The organism is Bradyrhizobium sp. Pa8 (genome assembly GCF_052588265.1).
The window spans coordinates 4296966-4314667 of sequence record NZ_CP176767.1 but is presented as its reverse complement, the minus strand read 5'-3'; the positions used below and the strand labels follow the sequence as shown (position 1 = coordinate 4314667).

The following is a 17702-nucleotide window of genomic DNA, read 5'->3' as shown; positions in this document are numbered from 1 at the left end:
CTCGAGGACATCACCATGCGTGTGGCGGCAGGACTGATTTTGGCAAGCGCGATGTCGGTTGCGATGGCAGGCGCAGCGTGGTCGCAGACCCCGGCCGCAAAGCCCGCAGCCGCCACCCAAGCGGCACCGGCTGCATCCCCCGCCGCAGCACCGGCGCCGGCTCCCGCGGCGGTAGCCGCTGCGCCGGCGCAAGCGGCCTTCCCGCCCCCGCCGAAACAGGCGCCCCAGCCCGCCCGCCCGGCCTGCAACACGCCCGGCGCGCTCGGCGTCGCCCGCACCGTGGAGATCGACACCACGGGTGGTCCGGGCTTCGGCTTCGAGCATTTCAAGGAGCTCGACTTCCTGCGCGACAAGGAGGTCGTGCTGACCTTCGACGACGGCCCCTGGCCCAAGAACACGCCCGCCGTGTTGAAGGCGCTCGCCGACGAATGCACCACCGGCATCTTCTTCTCGATCGGCAAGCACGCGACCTACGAGCCGGAGATCCTGAAGCAGGTCTATGCGGCCGGCCACACCGTCGGCGCCCACACCTGGTCGCACGCCAACCTCAACAACAAGAAGCTCACGGAAGCGCAGCGCAAGGAAGAGATCGAGAAGGGATTCTCGGCAGTGAAGTGGGCGCTCGGCGGCATCTCGCCCTCGCCGTTCTTCCGCTTCCCGGCGCTCCAGCATCCGCCGGAGATGGTCACCTATCTCGGCAACCGCAACGTCGCGATCTTCTCCTGCGACATCGACTCCTTCGACTTCAAGGCGTCGAAGCCCGAGAAGGTGATCGAGACCGTCATGAAGAAGCTCGACACCAAGGGCAAGGGCATCATCCTGATGCACGACTTCCAGAAGCACACGGCGGAAGCCCTGCCCGAGCTGCTCAAGCGCCTGAAGGCCGGCGGCTACAAGGTGGTGGCGATGCGTGCCAAATTCCCGGCCTCGACGCTGCCGGAATACGACCAGGAGCTGCTCAAGGACGTCAAGCTGCCGACGGTGAGCAACCGGCCGGTCAACAGCGTCGTGACGACGGTCTCGGAATAGACCGCAATTGTCTTTCCGGTTTGAAGGTTACGTCATCATATCGGCGGACGGCATGCTTGCCGATCCGTCGCACATCATGCCCCCAACGCTGGTGTTCGAAGGCGACAAGCGGTTCTTCGAGCAGGCGCTGGATCGTGCCGCGATCATCGTGCACGGCGGGCACTCACACGAGCAGCAGCCGAATTCGCCGAAGCGCAAGCGGCTGATCCTCACCCGCAAGATCAAGGCGCTCACCGTCGACCCGGAGATGCCGAACGCGACGCTGTGGAATCCCGAGCATGCGAGCTTCGAGGAGGCCTGCGCTTTCGCGGATGTCGCCTCCGGCACGGTCGCAATCATCGGCGGCCCCGTCGTGTTCGACATGTTCATGGACCGCTACGACACGTTCTGGCTGTCGGAAGCCCCGCATGTGCGGTTGCCCGGCGGCGAAGGCTGCTTTGTCGGCGTGCCGGAGCGGACGCCGCATGAGGTGCTGGCGTCACACGGGATGAAACCGGGGGCACCGTACCTGCTCGACGCGGTGCATCACGTCACGGTGACGCCGTGGCGTCGGGTCTAGCACAGGCGATCTGCGCTACGGCGTCGGAAGGTGATAAGCCAGCACACCACGCAGCGTGTGCACCGTGCCGCCCGCGCTCAGGCTGGTCATGAAATCAGACGACAGATCGTCTCGCGCCCCGAGATGCGTGACGCGATATTCGGCGCGGGTGGAGATGCAGTCGGTGAAGAGATCGAGTGCGCCATTAGCAGCGGCCACGATCTTGTGGAACCGCTGTGATCTCAAAACCATAATCTGTGAATGATGGTTCATGCGCTCGTCGCAAACGGACGAGCCATCAACTCGCTTTACACGTCCCCGTAGGCCGTCTCGGCCGAGCGCGTAGCGCGGCCATAGCCCATGATCATGAACAGCGCGCCGATGATCGAGAGATTCTTCAGCGCGTCGACCACCATCTTGGCGTTGTCGGGTGCCGCCTGATTCCAGAAATCGGAGAACAGGACGGTCGAGCCCGCGATGTAGATGATCATCAGCAATGCGAAAAAGCGCGCGCCGAAGTTCAGCGCAATCATCACGCCGGCAATGATCTCGAGCCCGCCGACCGCGATCGCCAGCAGTTGCGGCGTGGTCATGGCGGTCGCCGTCTCGATCTGCTTGGCGTAAGGTTCGATGACCTCAGGCACCACGACCTTGGTGGCGATGAAATCGGCCGTCGCCTGGAGGGCAAAGAGCTTGGTCGCGCCCGTGTAGATGAACAGCACGGCGAACAGGATTCGCCCGAAAGTCACGAACGCTGGCATGGTCGGCCTCTTGGCTCAGGCTTTTTGAAATCGGCGTCTTGACGAGAGTACCGGGCGATTATGAAGAGTCGTGCGCCGGTTTACAAACGGGGAAATGGCGAACTGCGAGCAATTCAAAAGTTGGCGACGCGGGCGGCGCACCTTCTTCCCTTGTGGGAGAAGGTGGCATAGGCGGCCTGCGGCCGCCGTTCTTAAGAACGCCGAAGCGAAGCCTCGGCTATGGCGCCGGATGAGGGGTATCTATCCGCGAGCTCAATAGCGGTGGGACTCGTGCATAGAAACCCCTCACCCGTCTCGCCGCTAACGTGGCGATCCACCCTCTCCAACAAGGGGGGAGAGGGTAAGACGGCATCTTACGTAAACAACGTCGGCTGCTGCCGTGCAGCGCGCTCCTGCGCTTCCACCACCGCAACTGCCGTCATGTTGAGGATGCCGCGCGCCGTCACCGAGGGCGTGAGGATATGGGCGGGGCGCGCCGGGCCGATCAGGATCGGGCCGACGGGGAGCGCATCCGCCAGCGACTTGATCATCTGATAGGCGACGTTGGCGGTGTCGAGGCTCGGCATGATCATGATGTTGGCCTCGCCCTCGAGCTTGGAGTGCGGCAGCACCATGCGGCGCGCAGCCGACGATAGCGCGGTGTCGCCCTGCATCTCGCCGTCGGCCTCGATCTCGGGATGCTTCTCCTTCAACAGCTGCGTCGCCCGGCGCATCTTGCGCGAGGACTCGGTATCGTAGCTGCCGAAATCCGAGTGCGAGACGAAGGCGATCTTCGGCTTGATGTTGAAGCGCTGGACGTGGACCGCCGCCAGCGAGGCGATCTCGGCGAGCTCCTCGGCACTCGGATTGGGACGAACTTGCGTGTCGGCGATGAAGAAGGCGCCCTTGCTGGTGATCAGCAGCGCCAGCGCCGCATAGTCGATGATCCCCGCGGAGAAGCCGATGATCTCGCGGACATGGCGGAGGTGGTGCATGTAGCGGCCTTCGACGCCGCAGAGCATGGCATCCGCCTCCCCGCGCGTGACCGCGAGCGCGGCGATCACCGTGTTGTTGGTGCGCACCACCGTGCGCGCCGCATCCGGCGTCACGCCGCGGCGGCCGGCGACCTCGACATAGGACTGCACATAGGAGCGATAGCGCGGATCGTCCTCGGGATTGACGAGGTCGAAATCCTTGCCTGCCTTGATCGACAGGCCGAAGCGCTTGATGCGCGCCTCGACGACGGACGGACGCCCGACCAGGATCGGCGTCGCCAGCTTCTCCTCCAGCACCACTTGCGTGGCGCGCAGCACGCGCTCGTCCTCGCCTTCGGCGTAGATCACGCGCACCGGCTGGGTCTTGGCCTTGGCGAACATCGGCTTCATGACGAGGCCGGAGCGGAAGGCGAAGCGCTCGAGCAGCGCAGTGTATTCGTCAAAGTTGGTGATGGGGCGCGTCGCGACGCCGGACTCCATCGCGGCCTTGGCGACGGCGGGCGCGATGCGCAGAATCAACCTGGGATCAAAGGGGCTCGGGATCAGCGAGCCCGGGCCAAAGCCCTGCGTTTCGCCGGTGTCAAAGCCTTGCGCCACTGCATCCGACGGCGCCTCGCGCGCGAGCTGCGCGATGGCCTCGACGGCAGCGTGCTTCATCTCCTCGTTGATGGCGCTGGCGCCGACGTCGAGCGCGCCGCGGAAGATGAAGGGGAAGCAGAGGACGTTGTTGACCTGGTTCGGATAGTCGGAGCGGCCGGTGCAGATCATGGCGTCGGGGCGCACCTTCCGCGCCTCCTCCGGCATGATCTCCGGGGTCGGATTGGCGAGTGCCATGATCAGCGGCTTGTCGCCCATCGCCTTGGCCATCTCCGGCTTGAGCACGCCGGGTGCCGACAGCCCGATGAAGATGTCGGCGCCGCCGATGACATCGCCCAGTGTGCGCTTCTCGGTCTTCTGCGCGTAGACCGCCTTCCAGCGGTCCATCGTGGTGTTGCGGCCCTCATGCACGAGGCCGTCGATGTCGCAGACCCAGATGTTCTTGCGCTGCGCGCCCATCGACACCAGGAGGTTGAGCGTCGCGATCGCGGCGGCCCCCGCCCCCGACGCCACGATCTTGACGTCGGCCAGCTTCTTGCCGTTCAGCCGGAGGCCATTGGTGATGGCGGCGGCGACGATGATGGCGGTACCGTGCTGATCGTCATGGAAGACCGGGATCTTCATACGCTCCTTCAGCTGCGCCTCGATCTCGAAGCATTCCGGTCCGCGGATGTCCTCGAGATTGATGCCGCCGAAGGTCGGCTCGAGCGCGGCCACAGTCTCGACCACGCGCTCGATGGTGTCGGCGGCGATCTCGATGTCAAACACGTCGATACCGGCGAACTTCTTGAACAGGACCGCCTTGCCCTCCATCACCGGCTTGGAGGCCAGCGGGCCGATATTGCCGAGGCCGAGCACCGCGGTGCCGTTCGAGACCACCGCGACCAGGTTGGCGCGGGTGGTGAGCGTGGCGGCCTCCGCCGGGTTCTTGGCGATCTCGGTACAGGCGGCGGCAACGCCCGGAGAATAGGCAAGCGCGAGGTCACGCTGGTTGGCGAGCGGCTTGCTCGCCTGGATCTCGAGCTTTCCGGGGCGCGGCAGACGGTGATAGGCCAGCGCCGCCTGGTGGAGATCATCGGAAAAAGACGACATGCGGTGTCTCGCCTCGCGTTAGCGGCCTCAAAATGCCTCATCCGGAGCCGCCGCCCAAGCGGACGGTATTTCCGGGTCGTGGAAACGGGATGAAGCACGGCGGGCGCCCCGGTGGCAACATCCGATTGCGCCCCCATCAACAGGGCGCATGGTCAAATATCTGATAGCGCTAGCTTTCCCTAGACCGCGCGACATTTCCCGAATATGGCAGGTTGCGCAGTGCAATACGAGCAACTGGAGCTGGGAATGAAACGAATCCTGATCGGCCTGATCGTGGCAGCCGTGCTTGCCGCGGGCGGATGGTTCGGCTTCAACCTCTACGTCCAGCATCGCGCCACCGCCGAGGTCGAGGCGGCGTTCGAGCAGATACGCTCCGGCGGCGGCAAGGCGAGCCATGGCAAAGTGGCGTTCGAGCTCGCGACCCGAACGCTGACGATCGAGAATATCAATGTCGAGCCCGCCCAGCCTGAGTTAGCCGACGTCAAGATCGCAAAGGTCACGGCCGTCGGTATACGCCAGCCAGATGAAGCCCATTTCTCGGCCGACAGCATCGAAGTGTCTGGGGTCGAGGTCGCCTTCACGTACACCGATCGGGCGAAGCTGAAAGCGAACTACAAGATCCCGCAGATCACCGCTCGCGATTTTTCCGGTCCCACCCGTGCGGCCAGCGCTCCGCTGTCCGGCTCGATCATCGACATGTACCGCTTTATGCTCGCGCAATACGCAACTGTCTCGGCGTCCTCGATCGTGGCGCCGACCGTCGCGGCTAATATCGATGCGGGCACCGGCAATGCCGGCAGCGGAGACTTCGTCTATTCCGGTCTTGCGGTCCAGAACGTCAACCGCGGCAAGATCGAAACGGCGAAGACGGACCGTATCACCTACTCGCTCGACGTGACCCAGCCGGGCAAGCCCGCGAAAATGACCGGCGAGCTGTCCGGTCTGGCCGCCTACGATTTCGACGCAAGCGCAGTGACGGCCGCCCTCGATCCGCAAGGGTCGAGCGACGACGGTTTCCACAGGATCTATCGACGCATCTCAGCCAATTCATCCGCGGTGACAATGGCACCGGGCGTGCGTGTGCAAATCGACAATGTCGCCATCGACGACATTGCGATCCGGCCCTCGAAATTCCGCCCGGCCGAAATCATGGCGTTGATGCCGGCTGACGGTTCGATCCCGACGCCGGCGCAGTCGCGCGACATGTTCGAGAAGGTGGCCGAGTTCTTCGAGGGCTTTCAGATCGGCAAGGCCGAAATCGGCAAACAAACGGTCGAGACGCCGCAAGGGACGGGAAAGCTCAGCGCCGTCAAATACGATCAAGACAAAATAGCGCTGGAAGGCCTCGAAATGCCGATGCCGCAGGGGCAGCTCAAGATGGAGCGCTTCGCGCTGAAATCCTTCAGCGCCGCGAATCTGATGCGCTGGGCGGCAAGCCTCAGAACCCCCGGGCAGCCTCCCTCCCCCGATCAGATGCTGGGCCTGTTCCGGGTGCTCGAAGGTGCCGAGATCAAGGGCGTGGTTTCGCCTTACAAGAACACGCGGCAGCTCGTCACCATCGATACGATCAGCCTGAACTGGGGCCAGCTCGTCGGATCGATCCCGAGCAAGGCCAATCTGGTCGTGAAGATGGTCACGCCGACCGATCCCGCCAATCCGGCGCAGCGGCCGCTGATCATGGCGGGCGTGGACAAGCTCGCGATCGACCTCGATCTCGGTGCCGCCTGGACGGAGTCCTCGGGCGCGTTTGCGCTTGCGCCTGCAACGATCAATCTCGGCAACCTTGCCAAAGCTCAGGCCCGCTTCGCGCTCGCCAATGTGCCGCGCGGCCTGTTCACCACGACCGACCCGATGGAGGCTATGAGTGAGATGGCGCAGGTCGAGACCGGCACGCTCGAGCTCTCCCTGCGCGACAGCGGCATCGTCGATCTGATCGTGGCGCAGTTCTCGCGCATGCAGAATGTCAGTCGCGACGCCGCCCGCAGCGCCATCACTGAGATGATCCGGGCACAGGGCGAGAAGGTCACGGCCGCCAATCTCGATGCGAAAGCGGCGGTCGATGCACTCGCCGGCTTCGTCGAGACCTCAGGTCAGACGCTCACCATCAAGCTCACGCCGCTCGGCAAGGTGCCGGTGCTTCAACTCGTGGACGCGCTGAACAGCGAGCCGATCGTCGCGCTGGCGCAGTTCAGGATCGAGGCGTCGACGGGGCTGTAGGGGCGAGAGAAAGGCGGCTCTTTCCTCCTCGTCATTGCGAGGAGCTCTTGCGACGAAGCAATCCAGAGTCCTTCCGCGGAAAGTTTCTGGATTGCTTCGCTGCGCTCGCAATGACGATGTGGAGGCAGTCTCCCCCAATCGCCGGGAGAGTCGACGGCCTCACTTCTGCGGCAGGTTCACCCGCACATGCAGCTCGCGGAGCTGCTTGGTGCTGGGCTCCGACGGTGCACCCATCAGCAGGTCCATGGCCTGCTGATTCATCGGGAACAGCGAGATCTCGCGCAGATTATTGGTGCCGCACAGAAGCATCACGATGCGGTCGACGCCCGCCGCCATGCCGCCATGCGGCGGCGCGCCGTACTGGAAGGCGCGGTACATGCCGCCGAACCGGTCGACCACTTCCTGCTCGCCGTAACCCGCGATCTCGAACGCCTTCACCATCGCTTCCGGTACGTGGTTACGAATGCCGCCCGAGGCGATCTCGTAGCCGTTGCAGGTGATGTCGTACTGGAACGCCTTGATGGTCAGCGGGTCCTGGCCCTTCAGCGCGTCGAGGCCGCCCTGCGGCATCGAGAACGGGTTGTGCGAGAAGTCGACCTTCTTGTCGTCCTCGTTGTACTCGTACATCGGGAAGTCGACGATCCAGGCGAGCTCGAACCGCTCCTTGTCGGTGAGGTTCAACTCCTCGCCGACCTTGTTGCGGGCGAGACCTGAGAATTTCCAGAACTTGTCGGGGTCGCCGGCGACGAAGAAGGCGGCATCGCCTTCCTTCACGCCGATCTGCGCGCGGATCGCAGCCGTACGCTCTGGCCCGATGTTGTTCGCGAGCGGACCGGCACCCTCGCCGCCCTCGCGCCACATGATGTAGCCGAGGCCCGGCTGGCCCTCGCCCTGCGCCCATGAATTCATACGGTCGCAGAACGCGCGGCTGCCGCCACCCGGCGCCGGGATCGCCCAGACCTGGTTCTTGGGGTCTTCGAGCATGCGCGCAAAGACCTTGAAGCCGGAGCCGCGGAAATGCTCGGAAACGTCCTGCATCTCGATGGGGTTACGAAGGTCCGGCTTGTCGCTGCCGTATTTGCGCAGCGCCTCGGCGAACGGGATCCGGCGCCAGTTCTTGCTCACCGGTTTGCCCTTGGCGAACTCCTCGAACACGCCGGTGATGACGGGCTCCATCGCCGCGAAGACGTCCTCCTGCGTGACAAAGCTCATCTCGACGTCGAGCTGGTAGAACTCGCCCGGCAGACGGTCGGCGCGCGGGTCCTCGTCGCGGAAGCAGGGCGCGATCTGGAAGTAGCGGTCGAAGCCCGACATCATCAGCAGCTGCTTGTACTGCTGCGGCGCCTGCGGCAGCGCATAGAACTTGCCGGGATGGATGCGCGAGGGCACCAGAAAGTCGCGCGCACCTTCCGGCGAGGACGCAGTCAGGATCGGGGTGTTGAACTCGAAGAACCCCTGCCCCTCCATGCGCCGACGCATCGACTTGATGATGTCGACGCGCGTCATGATGTTCTGGTGCAGCTTTTCGCGGCGCAAATCGAGGAAGCGGTACTTCAGGCGGATGTCTTCAGGATAGTCCTGGTCGCCGAACACCGGCAGCGGCAAGTCGCCGGCCGGACCGAGCACCTCGATCTCGCTGACATAGATCTCGATCTTGCCGGTCGGCAGATCGTCATTGTCGGTCCCCTCGGGGCGGCGGCGGACCTTGCCGTCCATCTTGACCACAAACTCCGAGCGGAGCTTTTCGGCCAGCGCGAACGCCGGCGAGTCCGGATCAACCACGCACTGTGTCAGGCCGTAATGGTCGCGCAGGTCGATGAACAGCACGCCGCCATGGTCGCGAACGCGATGGACCCAGCCCGAGAGGCGAACTGTTTCGCCGATGTTGCTCTCGCGGAGATCGCCGCATTTATGTGACCGGTAGCGATGCATGGTCGTCCCAAATTCGATGTCGGAGGAAGCGAATCGGACGGCCTGAAACAACCGGTCCGAAGTTGCGGCAGGGTTTACCCGACGAGACCGGAGGCGGCAACCAAGGGAACGGCCTGTTTTGGGCCAGAAACGCCCATTTTTGGCCGATTGGGCCTCAAGCCTTTGCCATCAGGCGTTCCCCGCCTATCTTTACCTCCATGATCGTCCATTTCCCCTTCCAGAACTCCTATTCGGCACTTCCGGACAGCTTCTTTGCCCGCGTCGCGCCGACCCCTGTGGCCGCCCCCCGGCTGATCAAGCTGAACCGGCCCTTGGCGGTCCAGCTCGGGCTCGATCCGGATATCCTGGAGACCCCTGAGGGCGCGGAGATCCTGGCCGGCAAGACGGTTCCCCCCGGCGCCGATCCCATTGCCATGGCCTATGCCGGCCACCAGTTCGGGCAATTCGTGCCCCAGCTCGGCGACGGCCGGGCGATCCTGCTCGGCGAGGTCATCGACAGGGACGGCATCCGCCGCGACATCCAGCTCAAGGGCTCGGGTCCCACCCCATTCTCCCGCCGCGGCGACGGCCGCGCCGCGCTCGGGCCGGTGCTGCGCGAATACATCGTCAGCGAAGCCATGTTTGCGCTCGGCATCCCGACCACGCGCTCGCTCGCCGCGGTCGTCACCGGCGAGCACGTCATCCGCGAGACCGCGCTGCCCGGCGCCGTGCTGACGCGCGTCGCCGCGAGCCACATCCGCGTCGGCACCTTCCAGTTCTTCGCCGTCCGCCGCGAGACCGGCGCGATCCGCCGGCTAGCCGACCACGTCATCGCCCGCCACTATCCAGATCTGCTCCATGCAGAGCGCCCCTATCACGCGCTGCTCGCCGGCGTCGTCGCGCGTCAGGCCGATCTCGTCGCGCGCTGGCTGCTGGTCGGCTTCATCCACGGCGTGATGAACACCGACAACAGCTCCATCTCCGGCGAGACCATCGATTACGGCCCCTGCGCCTTCATGGACGCCTACAACCCCGCGCAGGTCTTCTCGTCGATCGACGAGATGGGCCGCTACGCCTATGCCAACCAGCCGCGCATCGCGCTGTGGAATCTGACCCGGCTCGCCGAATGCCTGCTACCGCTATTCTCCGACGACCAGGAAAGGGCAGTCGCCGAAGCCCAGGACATTCTCGGCGCCTTCGCCGAGACCTTCAGCAACGCCTATCAAGCAGGCCTGCGCAAGAAGGTCGGCCTGTTCACGGAACGCGACGGCGACGAGGCGCTGATCCAGGACCTGCTGGACGCCATGGCGAAGAACCAGGCCGACTTTACCCTCACCTTCCGCAAGCTCGGTGACGCCGCGGGCGACGAGGCCGATATCGCCGACGTCCGCGCGCAGTTCATGGACCCCTCAGCCTTCGACGACTGGGCCAGACGCTGGTGCGAACGCATCGCGCTGGAGCCGCAGGCCGCAGCCGAGCGTCAAGCCGCCATGCAGGCCGTCAACCCGGTGTTTATCCCGCGCAATCACCGCGTCGAGGCCGTGATCCAGGCGGCCGTCAACAACGACGACTACGCGCCGTTCGAGGAGCTGGTGAAGGTGCAGGCCAAGCCGTTCGAGGAGCAGCCGGACTACGCCGCCTACGCCGATCCGCCCCTGCCGGACCAGCGAGTGTTGCAGACGTTCTGCGGGACGTAGCTCGGTGCGTAGGGTGGATTAGCCGAAGGCGTAATCCACCACTTCTCGCAACAAGCGGACAGCAAAGAGGTGGATTACGCTTCGCTAATCCACCCTACGGGGGGTCACGCGCGCTCGCCAAACTCACCGGTCAACTCTTTGTCACCGCCCCAATCCTCCGGAAACAACCCGGCGCGGACATCGCGGTGAAACGACGAGTACGGCCAGTCACTCACTTTCGAAACGTGCCCGTGCTTGACGGGATTATAGTAGCAACACTCGACGTGGCGCGCGTAGTCAGTCTCGTCACGGATCAAATGCTCCCAGAAACGGCGTCGCCAAATACCGCGCTCGTTCCGCGCGGCGCGGACTGCGCTCAACCGATCGTCCGCTGGCAAAGCTTTTGCAAAACGGGTCTTGATCAGCCGCCAACGTACGGAGAAATCGGGATCGCCAGGCGGCAGCTGCCAGATTGCGTGAAGATGGTCCGGCAGGACAATAAATGCGTTAATCTCGAAGGGATGGCTCCGGCGAGTTGCGGCAACCGCGTCGCGCAGGATTTCGATCTGGTCGGTCAGGAGTGCTTTCCGCCGATCGAGCAGGTTCACCGTGAAGAACCAGCATCCTCCGGGGACGAATGCGCGGCGGTAGTCGGACATTCGCAATCGGTAGCACAACTTGAAGTTGGCTCACAGTGGTGGATTACGCCTTCGGCTAATCCACCCTACAGACCCGCCCCTACTTCGTCGCCTTCCTGACCCCGCCGAACGAGGCCGCGTCGAACTTTTGCGGATCGACGGGATCGTAGCGGGACCACTCCATGTCGGGCACGTTGGCGTAGCGCTCGGTCCAGGCCTTGTCCGTCGTCGTGGTGCCGGGCGCGACGGGGCGGATCTCGAAATGCAGCACCTTGTTCGGGCCGATCTCGCCGATCGCGTCCTTCGCCTTGACGCTCGTGCCCACCGCAAGCGCCTCTCCCGTCGACCCATTGATGCGGCCGAGCTGGACGTAGCGTGTGTAGACGATGCCGCCGTTCGGATAAGTGTGCTTGAGCACGACATAACGGCCGCAGCCGCCGATAAGAGGCAAATCCCCGGGCGTCTGCTCGCTGGTCTCGATCTTGACGACGACGCCGTCCGCCATCGCCGCCACCGGATCGCCTGCCTTGTCGGAGGTGAAATCGACGCCGGGATGCTCGTCCTGGGTCCAGCATCCACAGGAGGTCATCGTCTTGTCTGCCGGCTTGTCGGCGCGCGGAAAGCTGCGCGGGGTCAGGAATTCATTGACCAGCAGCCCTGGCCCTTCGGGGGACGTAAAGGCATGGATCGCATAGAGCGAGAGCTTGTCCCCGACCGGCACCTCCCCCGGCAAGAAGCCGTAGACCACATCCTGGATGAAGACCTTGAGCTCGCGCCCCTTGGCGGAGCGGACCGTGATGCAGTTGGTCGCCTGCAAGGCGTCGGCGTCGGTCTTGGGCATGCCGCTCATGATCAGCGATCGCTTGAGCGCGCCGCTTGCGCACGGCTCCCCGTGGGAGGCCAGCGTGATGTCGAGCTTCAGCGGCGACATTGGGTAGACGTCGAGGCCGGTGGCCGGTCGCCGCCGTGCCAGCAACTCGTCGAGATCGGTCTCCTTGTAACGGGCGAAATTGAATTCGGCGCGCACCGCATCGGGGACGGCGCAGAGGACGACAAGCAGCAGGGAGGCAGCAAGCAAACCCAGCTTGGGGAGGACACGCGGCGGCAACATTCGAAGGTCTCGTGATGCAAATTCTATGAGCAGCATGAGCAAACCATGACCGCACCTTCGCGGCAAGGTAGACCGCATCTTGCACCTCAATCGTGAGAGGTCATTCGGCCCCAGAGTATGCTCGGCCTGTCGTCCCAAGCATGTCCACACCTTCCACGCCCGCAGGAACCGCTGTCATCAAACTGAAACACTGGCGCTCTAACGGCCTGTCAGGGACGTCCTGCCGGAGGCGCCCATCCTCCAACAGTCCTGACGCGCCATGCCCTTCAAATTCATCCACATCACCGACACGCATCTCGCGAACCCCGGACTGAAGCTCTATGGCCTCGATCCGCGCGCCCGGCTGGATGCGGCGGTTGCCGACATCAACAAGCACCAGTCCGATGCTGCCTTCGCGGTCGTGACCGGCGACCTCACCCATTGGGGCGAGCCTGAAGCATACGCCAATTTCGCCGAGGCGATGGCCGCGCTGAAGATCCCGTACATCGCCATGGTCGGCAATCACGACAAGCGCGTGGCCTGCCTCGACGGCCTGAAGGCCGCCCCGCGCGATCCGAACGGCTTCGTCCAGGGCACCCGCACCACCGAGCACGGCCTGTTCGTCTTCCTCGACACCCTGGACGAGACCAGCCACGCCGGCGAGATGTGCGCCAAGCGCCTCGGCTGGCTCGCAAGCACGCTGGCGGCCGCGCCCGCCGACATGCCGTTCGTCGTCTTCATGCATCATCCGCCCTTCCCGGTCGGCGTCCACGCGATGGACGAGATCGCGCTGAAGCAGAGCGCGGAGTTCGCCGAAGTGATCGCGCCCTACCGCTCGCGCATCCGCCATCTCTTCTTCGGCCATGTGCATCGGCCGATCTTCGGCAGCTACGGCAAGATCCCGTTCTCGACGCTCCGCGGCACTAACCACCAGGTCTGGTTCGAGCTTGACGCTGCCGCGACCGACCATCTCGCCAGCCATGAGCCGCCGGCCTATGGCGTGGTGCTGATCGACGGCGAGAACCTGGTCGTGCACAGCCACGACTTCCTCGATACCAGTCTGCGCTTTCCATTCGCCGCACCGACGGGAATGAACGACCGCGACTATGCGCTCAATTTCCCGGCGCGATGAGATGAGCCTCGCTGAACCCGCGGCTCTCCCGGTCGCGACTTCGGCGGCACCGCGTCTGCACGTCCTGAAGCGGTTTCTTGGCCGATTCAAAGCCTCGCTGCCCGCCTATCTGCTGCTGTTGCCCTCGCTGGTCTTCCTCGCGCTATTCACCTACGGCGCGATGGGGCGTGTGCTCATCGACGCGCTCTACCAGCGCGCCACGCCGAAGGCGCCGGTCCGCTTCGTCGGCCTCGACAATATAGCCGCGGTGCTTGCCGATCCCGCCTTCACCGGCGCGGTCGTCAACAATCTCGTCTACGCCATCGGCACGGCGATTCCGAGCATTGGACTTGCACTGCTGTTCGCGCTGGCGTTGTCACGCACCAATGCGGTGAGCAGTGCGCTGCGCGCCGCACTGTTCCTGCCGGTGCTGATCCCGATGGTCGCGGCCTCCGCGCTGTTCCTGTTCATCTTCCTGCCCAATGTCGGCTTGCTCGACTACTACATCGGTCGCCTGCTTCCGGTGGTGCCGAACTGGCTCGGCGACCCCGACATCGCGCTCTCAGCGATCATGGTGATCACCATCTGGAAGAACGCCGGCTATTACATGCTGTTCTTCCTCGCCGGCCTCCAGGCCGTGCCCGAGGATGTCATGGAAGCCGCGCATCTCGACGGTGCCGGCCCGTTCATGCGGTTGCGCTACATCATCCTGCCCGAGCTCAAGCCCACCTTCCTGTTCGTCATCGTCATCGCCACGCTCAACGCGGTCACGCAGGTCGACCACGTCTTCGTCATGACCAAGGGCGGGCCGTCCAACTCGACCAATCTCGTGCTGTTCTACATCTACCAGCAGGCGGTCGAGCATTACGACATCGGCAAGGCCTCGGCGGCGACGCTGCTGACGCTTGCGGCGCTGATGGGCCTCACCGCGCTCTCCTTCCGGACGATGGCCAATCGTGAGGGCGGAGCATGACGCTGATCGACTGGCTGCTTAGAGACGCCCCGCTCGCCACGCGCCGCGAGATCACGCCCAAGCTCGGCTTTCTGCTGACCGTGCTGCTCGCGATCGTTTGGCTGATCCCATTCCTGTGGATGGGCGTGGCGACGCTGCGCCCGGCGTCCGACGGCATCAACGCGATGGCCGAGCTGATGCCGAGCCTGAAGCCGACCCTCGACAATATCAGGGATGCCTGGGAGATCGGCGACTTCCCGCGCTACACCCTCAACACCACGATCATCTGCACCGGCATCCTGCTGGTCCAGTTCGTCACGATCACGCTGGCGGGCTTCGCCTTTGCGCGGCTCGAATTCGCCGGCAAGACGCTGATCTTCTATTTGTTCCTGATGCAGCTGATGCTGGTGCCGGTGCTGCTGATCGTGCCGAATTTGAGCCTCGTGGCGCAGCTCGGGCTCTACGACACGCTCGCCGGCGTGATGATGCCGTTCTTCGCTTCGGCCTTCGGCACCTTCCTGATGCGGCAGGCTTTTGAAGCCATTCCGACCGAGCTGGAAGACGCCGCCCTGATCGACGGCGCCAGCCTTCTCCAGCGCATCCGCCACATCTACGTGCCGCTGTCGATGCCCAGCTTTTCCGCCTTCGCCATCATCTCCGTCACCAGCCACTGGAACGACTTCCTGTGGCCGCTGATGGTGATCAATTCGCCAGACAAGCGGCCGCTCACGGTCGGTCTGTCCGTCTTCACCGCGACCGCCGAAGGCACGCAGGCCTGGGGCACGATTGCCGCCGGCACGCTGATGGTGATCGCACCGCTGCTCATCACCTTCCTGATCTTCCAGAAGCGCTTCATCAGTTCTTTCGTCACCTCAGGCATCAAATAGGAGATTTTTCGATGCTGTTTACCCGCAGGCTCATGCTTGGCCTCGCTATGGCAGGCGCCCTTGCCGTCCCGGCAATGGCCGAAGGTCCGACCGAGATCGACCTGTTCTTCCCCGTTCCCGTCGACGGCAAGCTCGCCCGCGACATGGGCACCTTGATCAAGGAGTTCAACGAGACCCATCCCGCGATCAAGGCAACCGCCGTCTACACCGGCTCCTATGACGACACGCTGATCAAGACGCGCGCGGCCATCAAGGCCGGCAAGCCGCCGTCCGCCGTGATCATGTCCGCGAACTTCCTGCTCGACATGCAGATCGAGAACGAGCTCACCAATCTCGACAGCCTGATCGCCGCCGACGGCACCACCAAGGACCAGTTCCTCGGCCAGTTCTTCCCGGCGCTCCAGGGCAATGCGGTGATCAATCGCTCGGTCTACGGCGTGCCCTTCCACAATTCGACGCCGCTGCTCTACATTAACGCCGACAAGGCCAAGGAAGCCGGCCTTGATCCGAGCAAGCCGCCGCAAACCTGGGCCGAGCTCACCGACTGGGCCAAGAAGCTCACCAAGCGCGAAGGCGACAAGGTGACCCAATGGGGCATCGCGATCCCCTGCGCCTACGACTATTGCGGCTGGATGATGGAAACGCTCACCATGACCAATGGCGGGCGCTACTACAACGAGGAATTCGGCGGCGAGGTCTACTACGACACGCCTTCGATGCTCGGCGCGCTGACCTGGTGGAACGACCTCGTCTACAAGCACAAGGTCCACGCCCCCGGCGCGACGCCCGGCCCGGCCGTCAGCACCTCCTTCATCTCCGGCAACGCCGCGATGATGATGCTCTCGACGGGCTCGCTGACCTATGTTCGCGACAACGCCAAGTTCAATTACAAGGTCGCGTTCATCCCGCGCAACGTCCGCAACGCCGTGCCGATCGGTGGCGCCTCGCTGATCGTTCCGGCCGGCCTCGAAGCCGACAAGCAGAAGGCCGCCTGGACCCTGATCAAGTGGATGACCTCGCCCGAGAAGAGCGCCTGGTGGAGCCGCGCCACCGGCTATTTCGCGCCCAACATGGCCGCCTACAAGACGCCTGACATGGTCGAGTTCCTCAACAAGAACCCGGACGCCAAGACCGCCGTCGAGCAGCTCGACGTCGCAAAACCCTGGTTCGCGACCTACAAGACCGTGCCGGTCCGCAAGACGCTGGAGGACGAGGTGATGCTGGTCCTCAACGGCAAGAAGCAGCCGAAGGAGGCGCTGGTCGCCGCCCAGAAGGCCGCCGACGAGACGCTGAAGCCGTACAACGCGGAGACCTCGCTGAAGCTGCCGTAAGGCCGACGATCAGCCAAACAAGCTCGGCGCTCCACGGTGTGGGGCGCCGAAATCATTTCAGGGGCTTGCGTCAGTTGCGCCTGCCGTCGAGCCTGAACACCATCTGCGTCGGACGCACGAACCGCAATGCGACCAGCAGCACCGCCATGACGGTGCACATGTAGATGACAGCCATCGCATCGATCGAATAAACCGGCCGCACACCGCCAGCAAAAACGTTGTAATACAACGCGACGACCAGGGTCTGCGATCCCCCGCCCGCGAGCAGAAACGCCAGCTCGAAGTTCGAGATCGTATTCACGAGAACCAGCAGGCCCGCTGTCAAAATGCCAGGCAGCATCAGCGGCAACAGGATGCGGCGGAATATCTGCAGCCGGCTCGCGCCGAGCATCTGTGCCGACCATTCAAGGTTCAAGCTGATCTGCTCGAAGAACGGCAACAGGATGAAGACCGCAAGAGGAACCATGGGGACGAGCACGGCGAGAATGACGCCGATGACCGTCCCGCCGACGCCAAACCCATAAAGCGTCGTGGCAAGCGGAATGCCGTAGGTCATCTGAGGGATCAATAGCGGCAGGAAGTAGAGCAGCAGCAGGACCGGCTTGGCGTTGAAATTCCGCCGCGCCAGCACGTAGGCCGCCGGAAATCCGATCGCGAGCGCGATGAAGACCACAGCCAGCGCGATGAACAGCGTGATGAAGAGAACGTGGGAGAGCTCGAACTCCCGCCAGGCGTAGGTAAACCAATCCGTCGTGAACGCCGGCGGCAACGGCTTGCCGAACCAACGCTTGGCGAACGAGCTCACCACGACATGCGTCACGATTCCGAGCAGGTTCAGGATGAACCCCAGCAGGAACAGGTAGATCGCCAATTTCCACATCCGTCCGCGCATCTGCTT

Annotated in this window: 15 protein-coding genes; 8 read left to right on the top strand and 7 right to left on the bottom strand. The window is 64.0% G+C overall.

Annotated features, from left to right (window positions below; all coding sequences use genetic code 11):
- Positions 1-15: 15 nt before the first annotated feature.
- Together ACKWRH_RS19410 and ACKWRH_RS19405 are read left to right on the top strand one after the other, a co-directional pair.
- Positions 16-1029, top strand: a complete 1014-nt coding sequence (locus ACKWRH_RS19410; RefSeq protein WP_445221898.1) for a polysaccharide deacetylase family protein — start codon at positions 16-18, stop codon at positions 1027-1029.
- Between the two features lie 7 nt (positions 1030-1036).
- Entirely contained in the window at positions 1037-1588 is a 552-nt protein-coding gene (locus tag ACKWRH_RS19405; RefSeq protein WP_445221897.1) for a dihydrofolate reductase, read from the top strand.
- 15 nt (positions 1589-1603) lie between these two features.
- Here ACKWRH_RS19405 and ACKWRH_RS19400 read toward each other — a convergent pair whose 3' ends face one another.
- The 3 genes from ACKWRH_RS19400 to ACKWRH_RS19390 form a co-directional block, all read right to left on the bottom strand.
- A complete protein-coding gene (locus ACKWRH_RS19400; RefSeq protein WP_445221896.1) occupies positions 1604-1813 on the bottom strand; it encodes a hypothetical protein in 210 nt (69 codons plus the stop codon).
- A 62-nt stretch (positions 1814-1875) separates the two neighbouring features.
- Positions 1876-2328, bottom strand: coding sequence for a DoxX family protein (locus tag ACKWRH_RS19395; protein ID WP_445221895.1), 453 nt, complete (start codon positions 2326-2328; stop codon positions 1876-1878).
- A gap of 353 nt (positions 2329-2681) precedes the next feature.
- The gene (locus tag ACKWRH_RS19390; protein ID WP_445221894.1) at positions 2682-4991 is read right to left on the bottom strand and encodes an NADP-dependent malic enzyme; all 2310 of its coding nucleotides are present in this window, start codon (positions 4989-4991) and stop codon (positions 2682-2684) included.
- 246 nt (positions 4992-5237) lie between these two features.
- On the opposite strand from ACKWRH_RS19390, the gene ACKWRH_RS19385 reads away from it, so the two are divergent.
- Positions 5238-7208, top strand: coding sequence for a hypothetical protein (locus ACKWRH_RS19385; protein ID WP_445221893.1), 1971 nt, complete (start codon positions 5238-5240; stop codon positions 7206-7208).
- Positions 7209-7367: 159 nt separating this feature from the next.
- Here ACKWRH_RS19385 and aspS read toward each other — a convergent pair whose 3' ends face one another.
- Positions 7368-9140, bottom strand: a complete 1773-nt coding sequence (gene aspS, locus ACKWRH_RS19380; protein ID WP_445221892.1) for an aspartate--tRNA ligase — start codon at positions 9138-9140, stop codon at positions 7368-7370.
- A gap of 197 nt (positions 9141-9337) precedes the next feature.
- Between aspS and ACKWRH_RS19375 the strand changes: the two genes are divergently transcribed.
- Complete coding sequence (locus ACKWRH_RS19375; protein WP_445221891.1) at positions 9338-10816, top strand: protein adenylyltransferase SelO; 1479 nt, start codon at positions 9338-9340, stop codon at positions 10814-10816.
- A 104-nt stretch (positions 10817-10920) separates the two neighbouring features.
- Here the strand turns inward: ACKWRH_RS19375 and ACKWRH_RS19370 are convergent, their stop codons facing one another.
- Both ACKWRH_RS19370 and ACKWRH_RS19365 read right to left on the bottom strand, forming a co-directional pair.
- On the bottom strand, positions 10921-11454 hold the full coding sequence (locus tag ACKWRH_RS19370) for an REP-associated tyrosine transposase (protein ID WP_445221890.1): 534 nt from the start codon (positions 11452-11454) through the stop codon (positions 10921-10923).
- Positions 11455-11533: 79 nt separating this feature from the next.
- Positions 11534-12544 carry a M23 family metallopeptidase gene (locus tag ACKWRH_RS19365; RefSeq protein WP_445221889.1) on the bottom strand — a complete coding sequence of 337 codons (1011 nt, stop codon included), beginning with the start codon at positions 12542-12544 and terminating at the stop codon, positions 11534-11536.
- A 259-nt stretch (positions 12545-12803) separates the two neighbouring features.
- Between ACKWRH_RS19365 and ACKWRH_RS19360 the strand changes: the two genes are divergently transcribed.
- Genes ACKWRH_RS19360 through ACKWRH_RS19345 form a run of 4 tightly spaced genes read left to right on the top strand, consistent with a single transcriptional unit; the run spans position 12804 to position 16804 of the window.
- The gene (locus tag ACKWRH_RS19360) at positions 12804-13655 is read left to right on the top strand and encodes a phosphodiesterase (RefSeq protein WP_445221888.1); all 852 of its coding nucleotides are present in this window, start codon (positions 12804-12806) and stop codon (positions 13653-13655) included.
- Position 13656: 1 nt separating this feature from the next.
- The gene (locus ACKWRH_RS19355; RefSeq protein ID WP_445221887.1) at positions 13657-14607 is read left to right on the top strand and encodes a carbohydrate ABC transporter permease; all 951 of its coding nucleotides are present in this window, start codon (positions 13657-13659) and stop codon (positions 14605-14607) included.
- Entirely contained in the window at positions 14604-15473 is an 870-nt protein-coding gene (locus ACKWRH_RS19350) for a carbohydrate ABC transporter permease (protein WP_445221886.1), read from the top strand. The genes ACKWRH_RS19355 and ACKWRH_RS19350 overlap by 4 nt, the downstream gene beginning before the upstream one ends.
- 11 nt (positions 15474-15484) lie before the next feature.
- A complete protein-coding gene (locus tag ACKWRH_RS19345; protein ID WP_445221885.1) occupies positions 15485-16804 on the top strand; it encodes an ABC transporter substrate-binding protein in 1320 nt (439 codons plus the stop codon).
- Positions 16805-16874: 70 nt separating this feature from the next.
- Here ACKWRH_RS19345 and ACKWRH_RS19340 read toward each other — a convergent pair whose 3' ends face one another.
- Positions 16875-17696: an ABC transporter permease gene (locus tag ACKWRH_RS19340; RefSeq protein ID WP_014495741.1), complete on the bottom strand. Its 822-nt coding sequence runs from the start codon at positions 17694-17696 to the stop codon at positions 16875-16877.
- Positions 17697-17702 lie beyond the last annotated feature (6 nt).

What these genes read in the sequence shown, in the direction of transcription:
- ACKWRH_RS19395 (WP_445221895.1), bottom strand. Translation starts at nt 2,328, where the DNA reads ATGCCAGCGTTCGTGACTTTCGGGCGAATCCTGTTCGCCGTGCTGTTC.
- ACKWRH_RS19365 (WP_445221889.1), bottom strand. Translation starts at nt 12,544, where the DNA reads ATGTTGCCGCCGCGTGTCCTCCCCAAGCTGGGTTTGCTTGCTGCCTCC.
- ACKWRH_RS19390 (WP_445221894.1), bottom strand. Translation starts at nt 4,991, where the DNA reads ATGTCGTCTTTTTCCGATGATCTCCACCAGGCGGCGCTGGCCTATCAC.
- ACKWRH_RS19370 (WP_445221890.1), bottom strand. Translation starts at nt 11,454, where the DNA reads ATGTCCGACTACCGCCGCGCATTCGTCCCCGGAGGATGCTGGTTCTTC.
- aspS (WP_445221892.1), bottom strand. Translation starts at nt 9,140, where the DNA reads ATGCATCGCTACCGGTCACATAAATGCGGCGATCTCCGCGAGAGCAAC.
- ACKWRH_RS19360 (WP_445221888.1), top strand. Translation starts at nt 12,804, where the DNA reads ATGCCCTTCAAATTCATCCACATCACCGACACGCATCTCGCGAACCCC.
- ACKWRH_RS19410 (WP_445221898.1), top strand. Translation starts at nt 16, where the DNA reads ATGCGTGTGGCGGCAGGACTGATTTTGGCAAGCGCGATGTCGGTTGCG.
- ACKWRH_RS19350 (WP_445221886.1), top strand. Translation starts at nt 14,604, where the DNA reads ATGACGCTGATCGACTGGCTGCTTAGAGACGCCCCGCTCGCCACGCGC.
- ACKWRH_RS19385 (WP_445221893.1), top strand. Translation starts at nt 5,238, where the DNA reads ATGAAACGAATCCTGATCGGCCTGATCGTGGCAGCCGTGCTTGCCGCG.
- ACKWRH_RS19345 (WP_445221885.1), top strand. Translation starts at nt 15,485, where the DNA reads ATGCTGTTTACCCGCAGGCTCATGCTTGGCCTCGCTATGGCAGGCGCC.
- ACKWRH_RS19340 (WP_014495741.1), bottom strand. Translation starts at nt 17,696, where the DNA reads ATGCGCGGACGGATGTGGAAATTGGCGATCTACCTGTTCCTGCTGGGG.
- ACKWRH_RS19355 (WP_445221887.1), top strand. Translation starts at nt 13,657, where the DNA reads ATGAGCCTCGCTGAACCCGCGGCTCTCCCGGTCGCGACTTCGGCGGCA.
- ACKWRH_RS19375 (WP_445221891.1), top strand. Translation starts at nt 9,338, where the DNA reads ATGATCGTCCATTTCCCCTTCCAGAACTCCTATTCGGCACTTCCGGAC.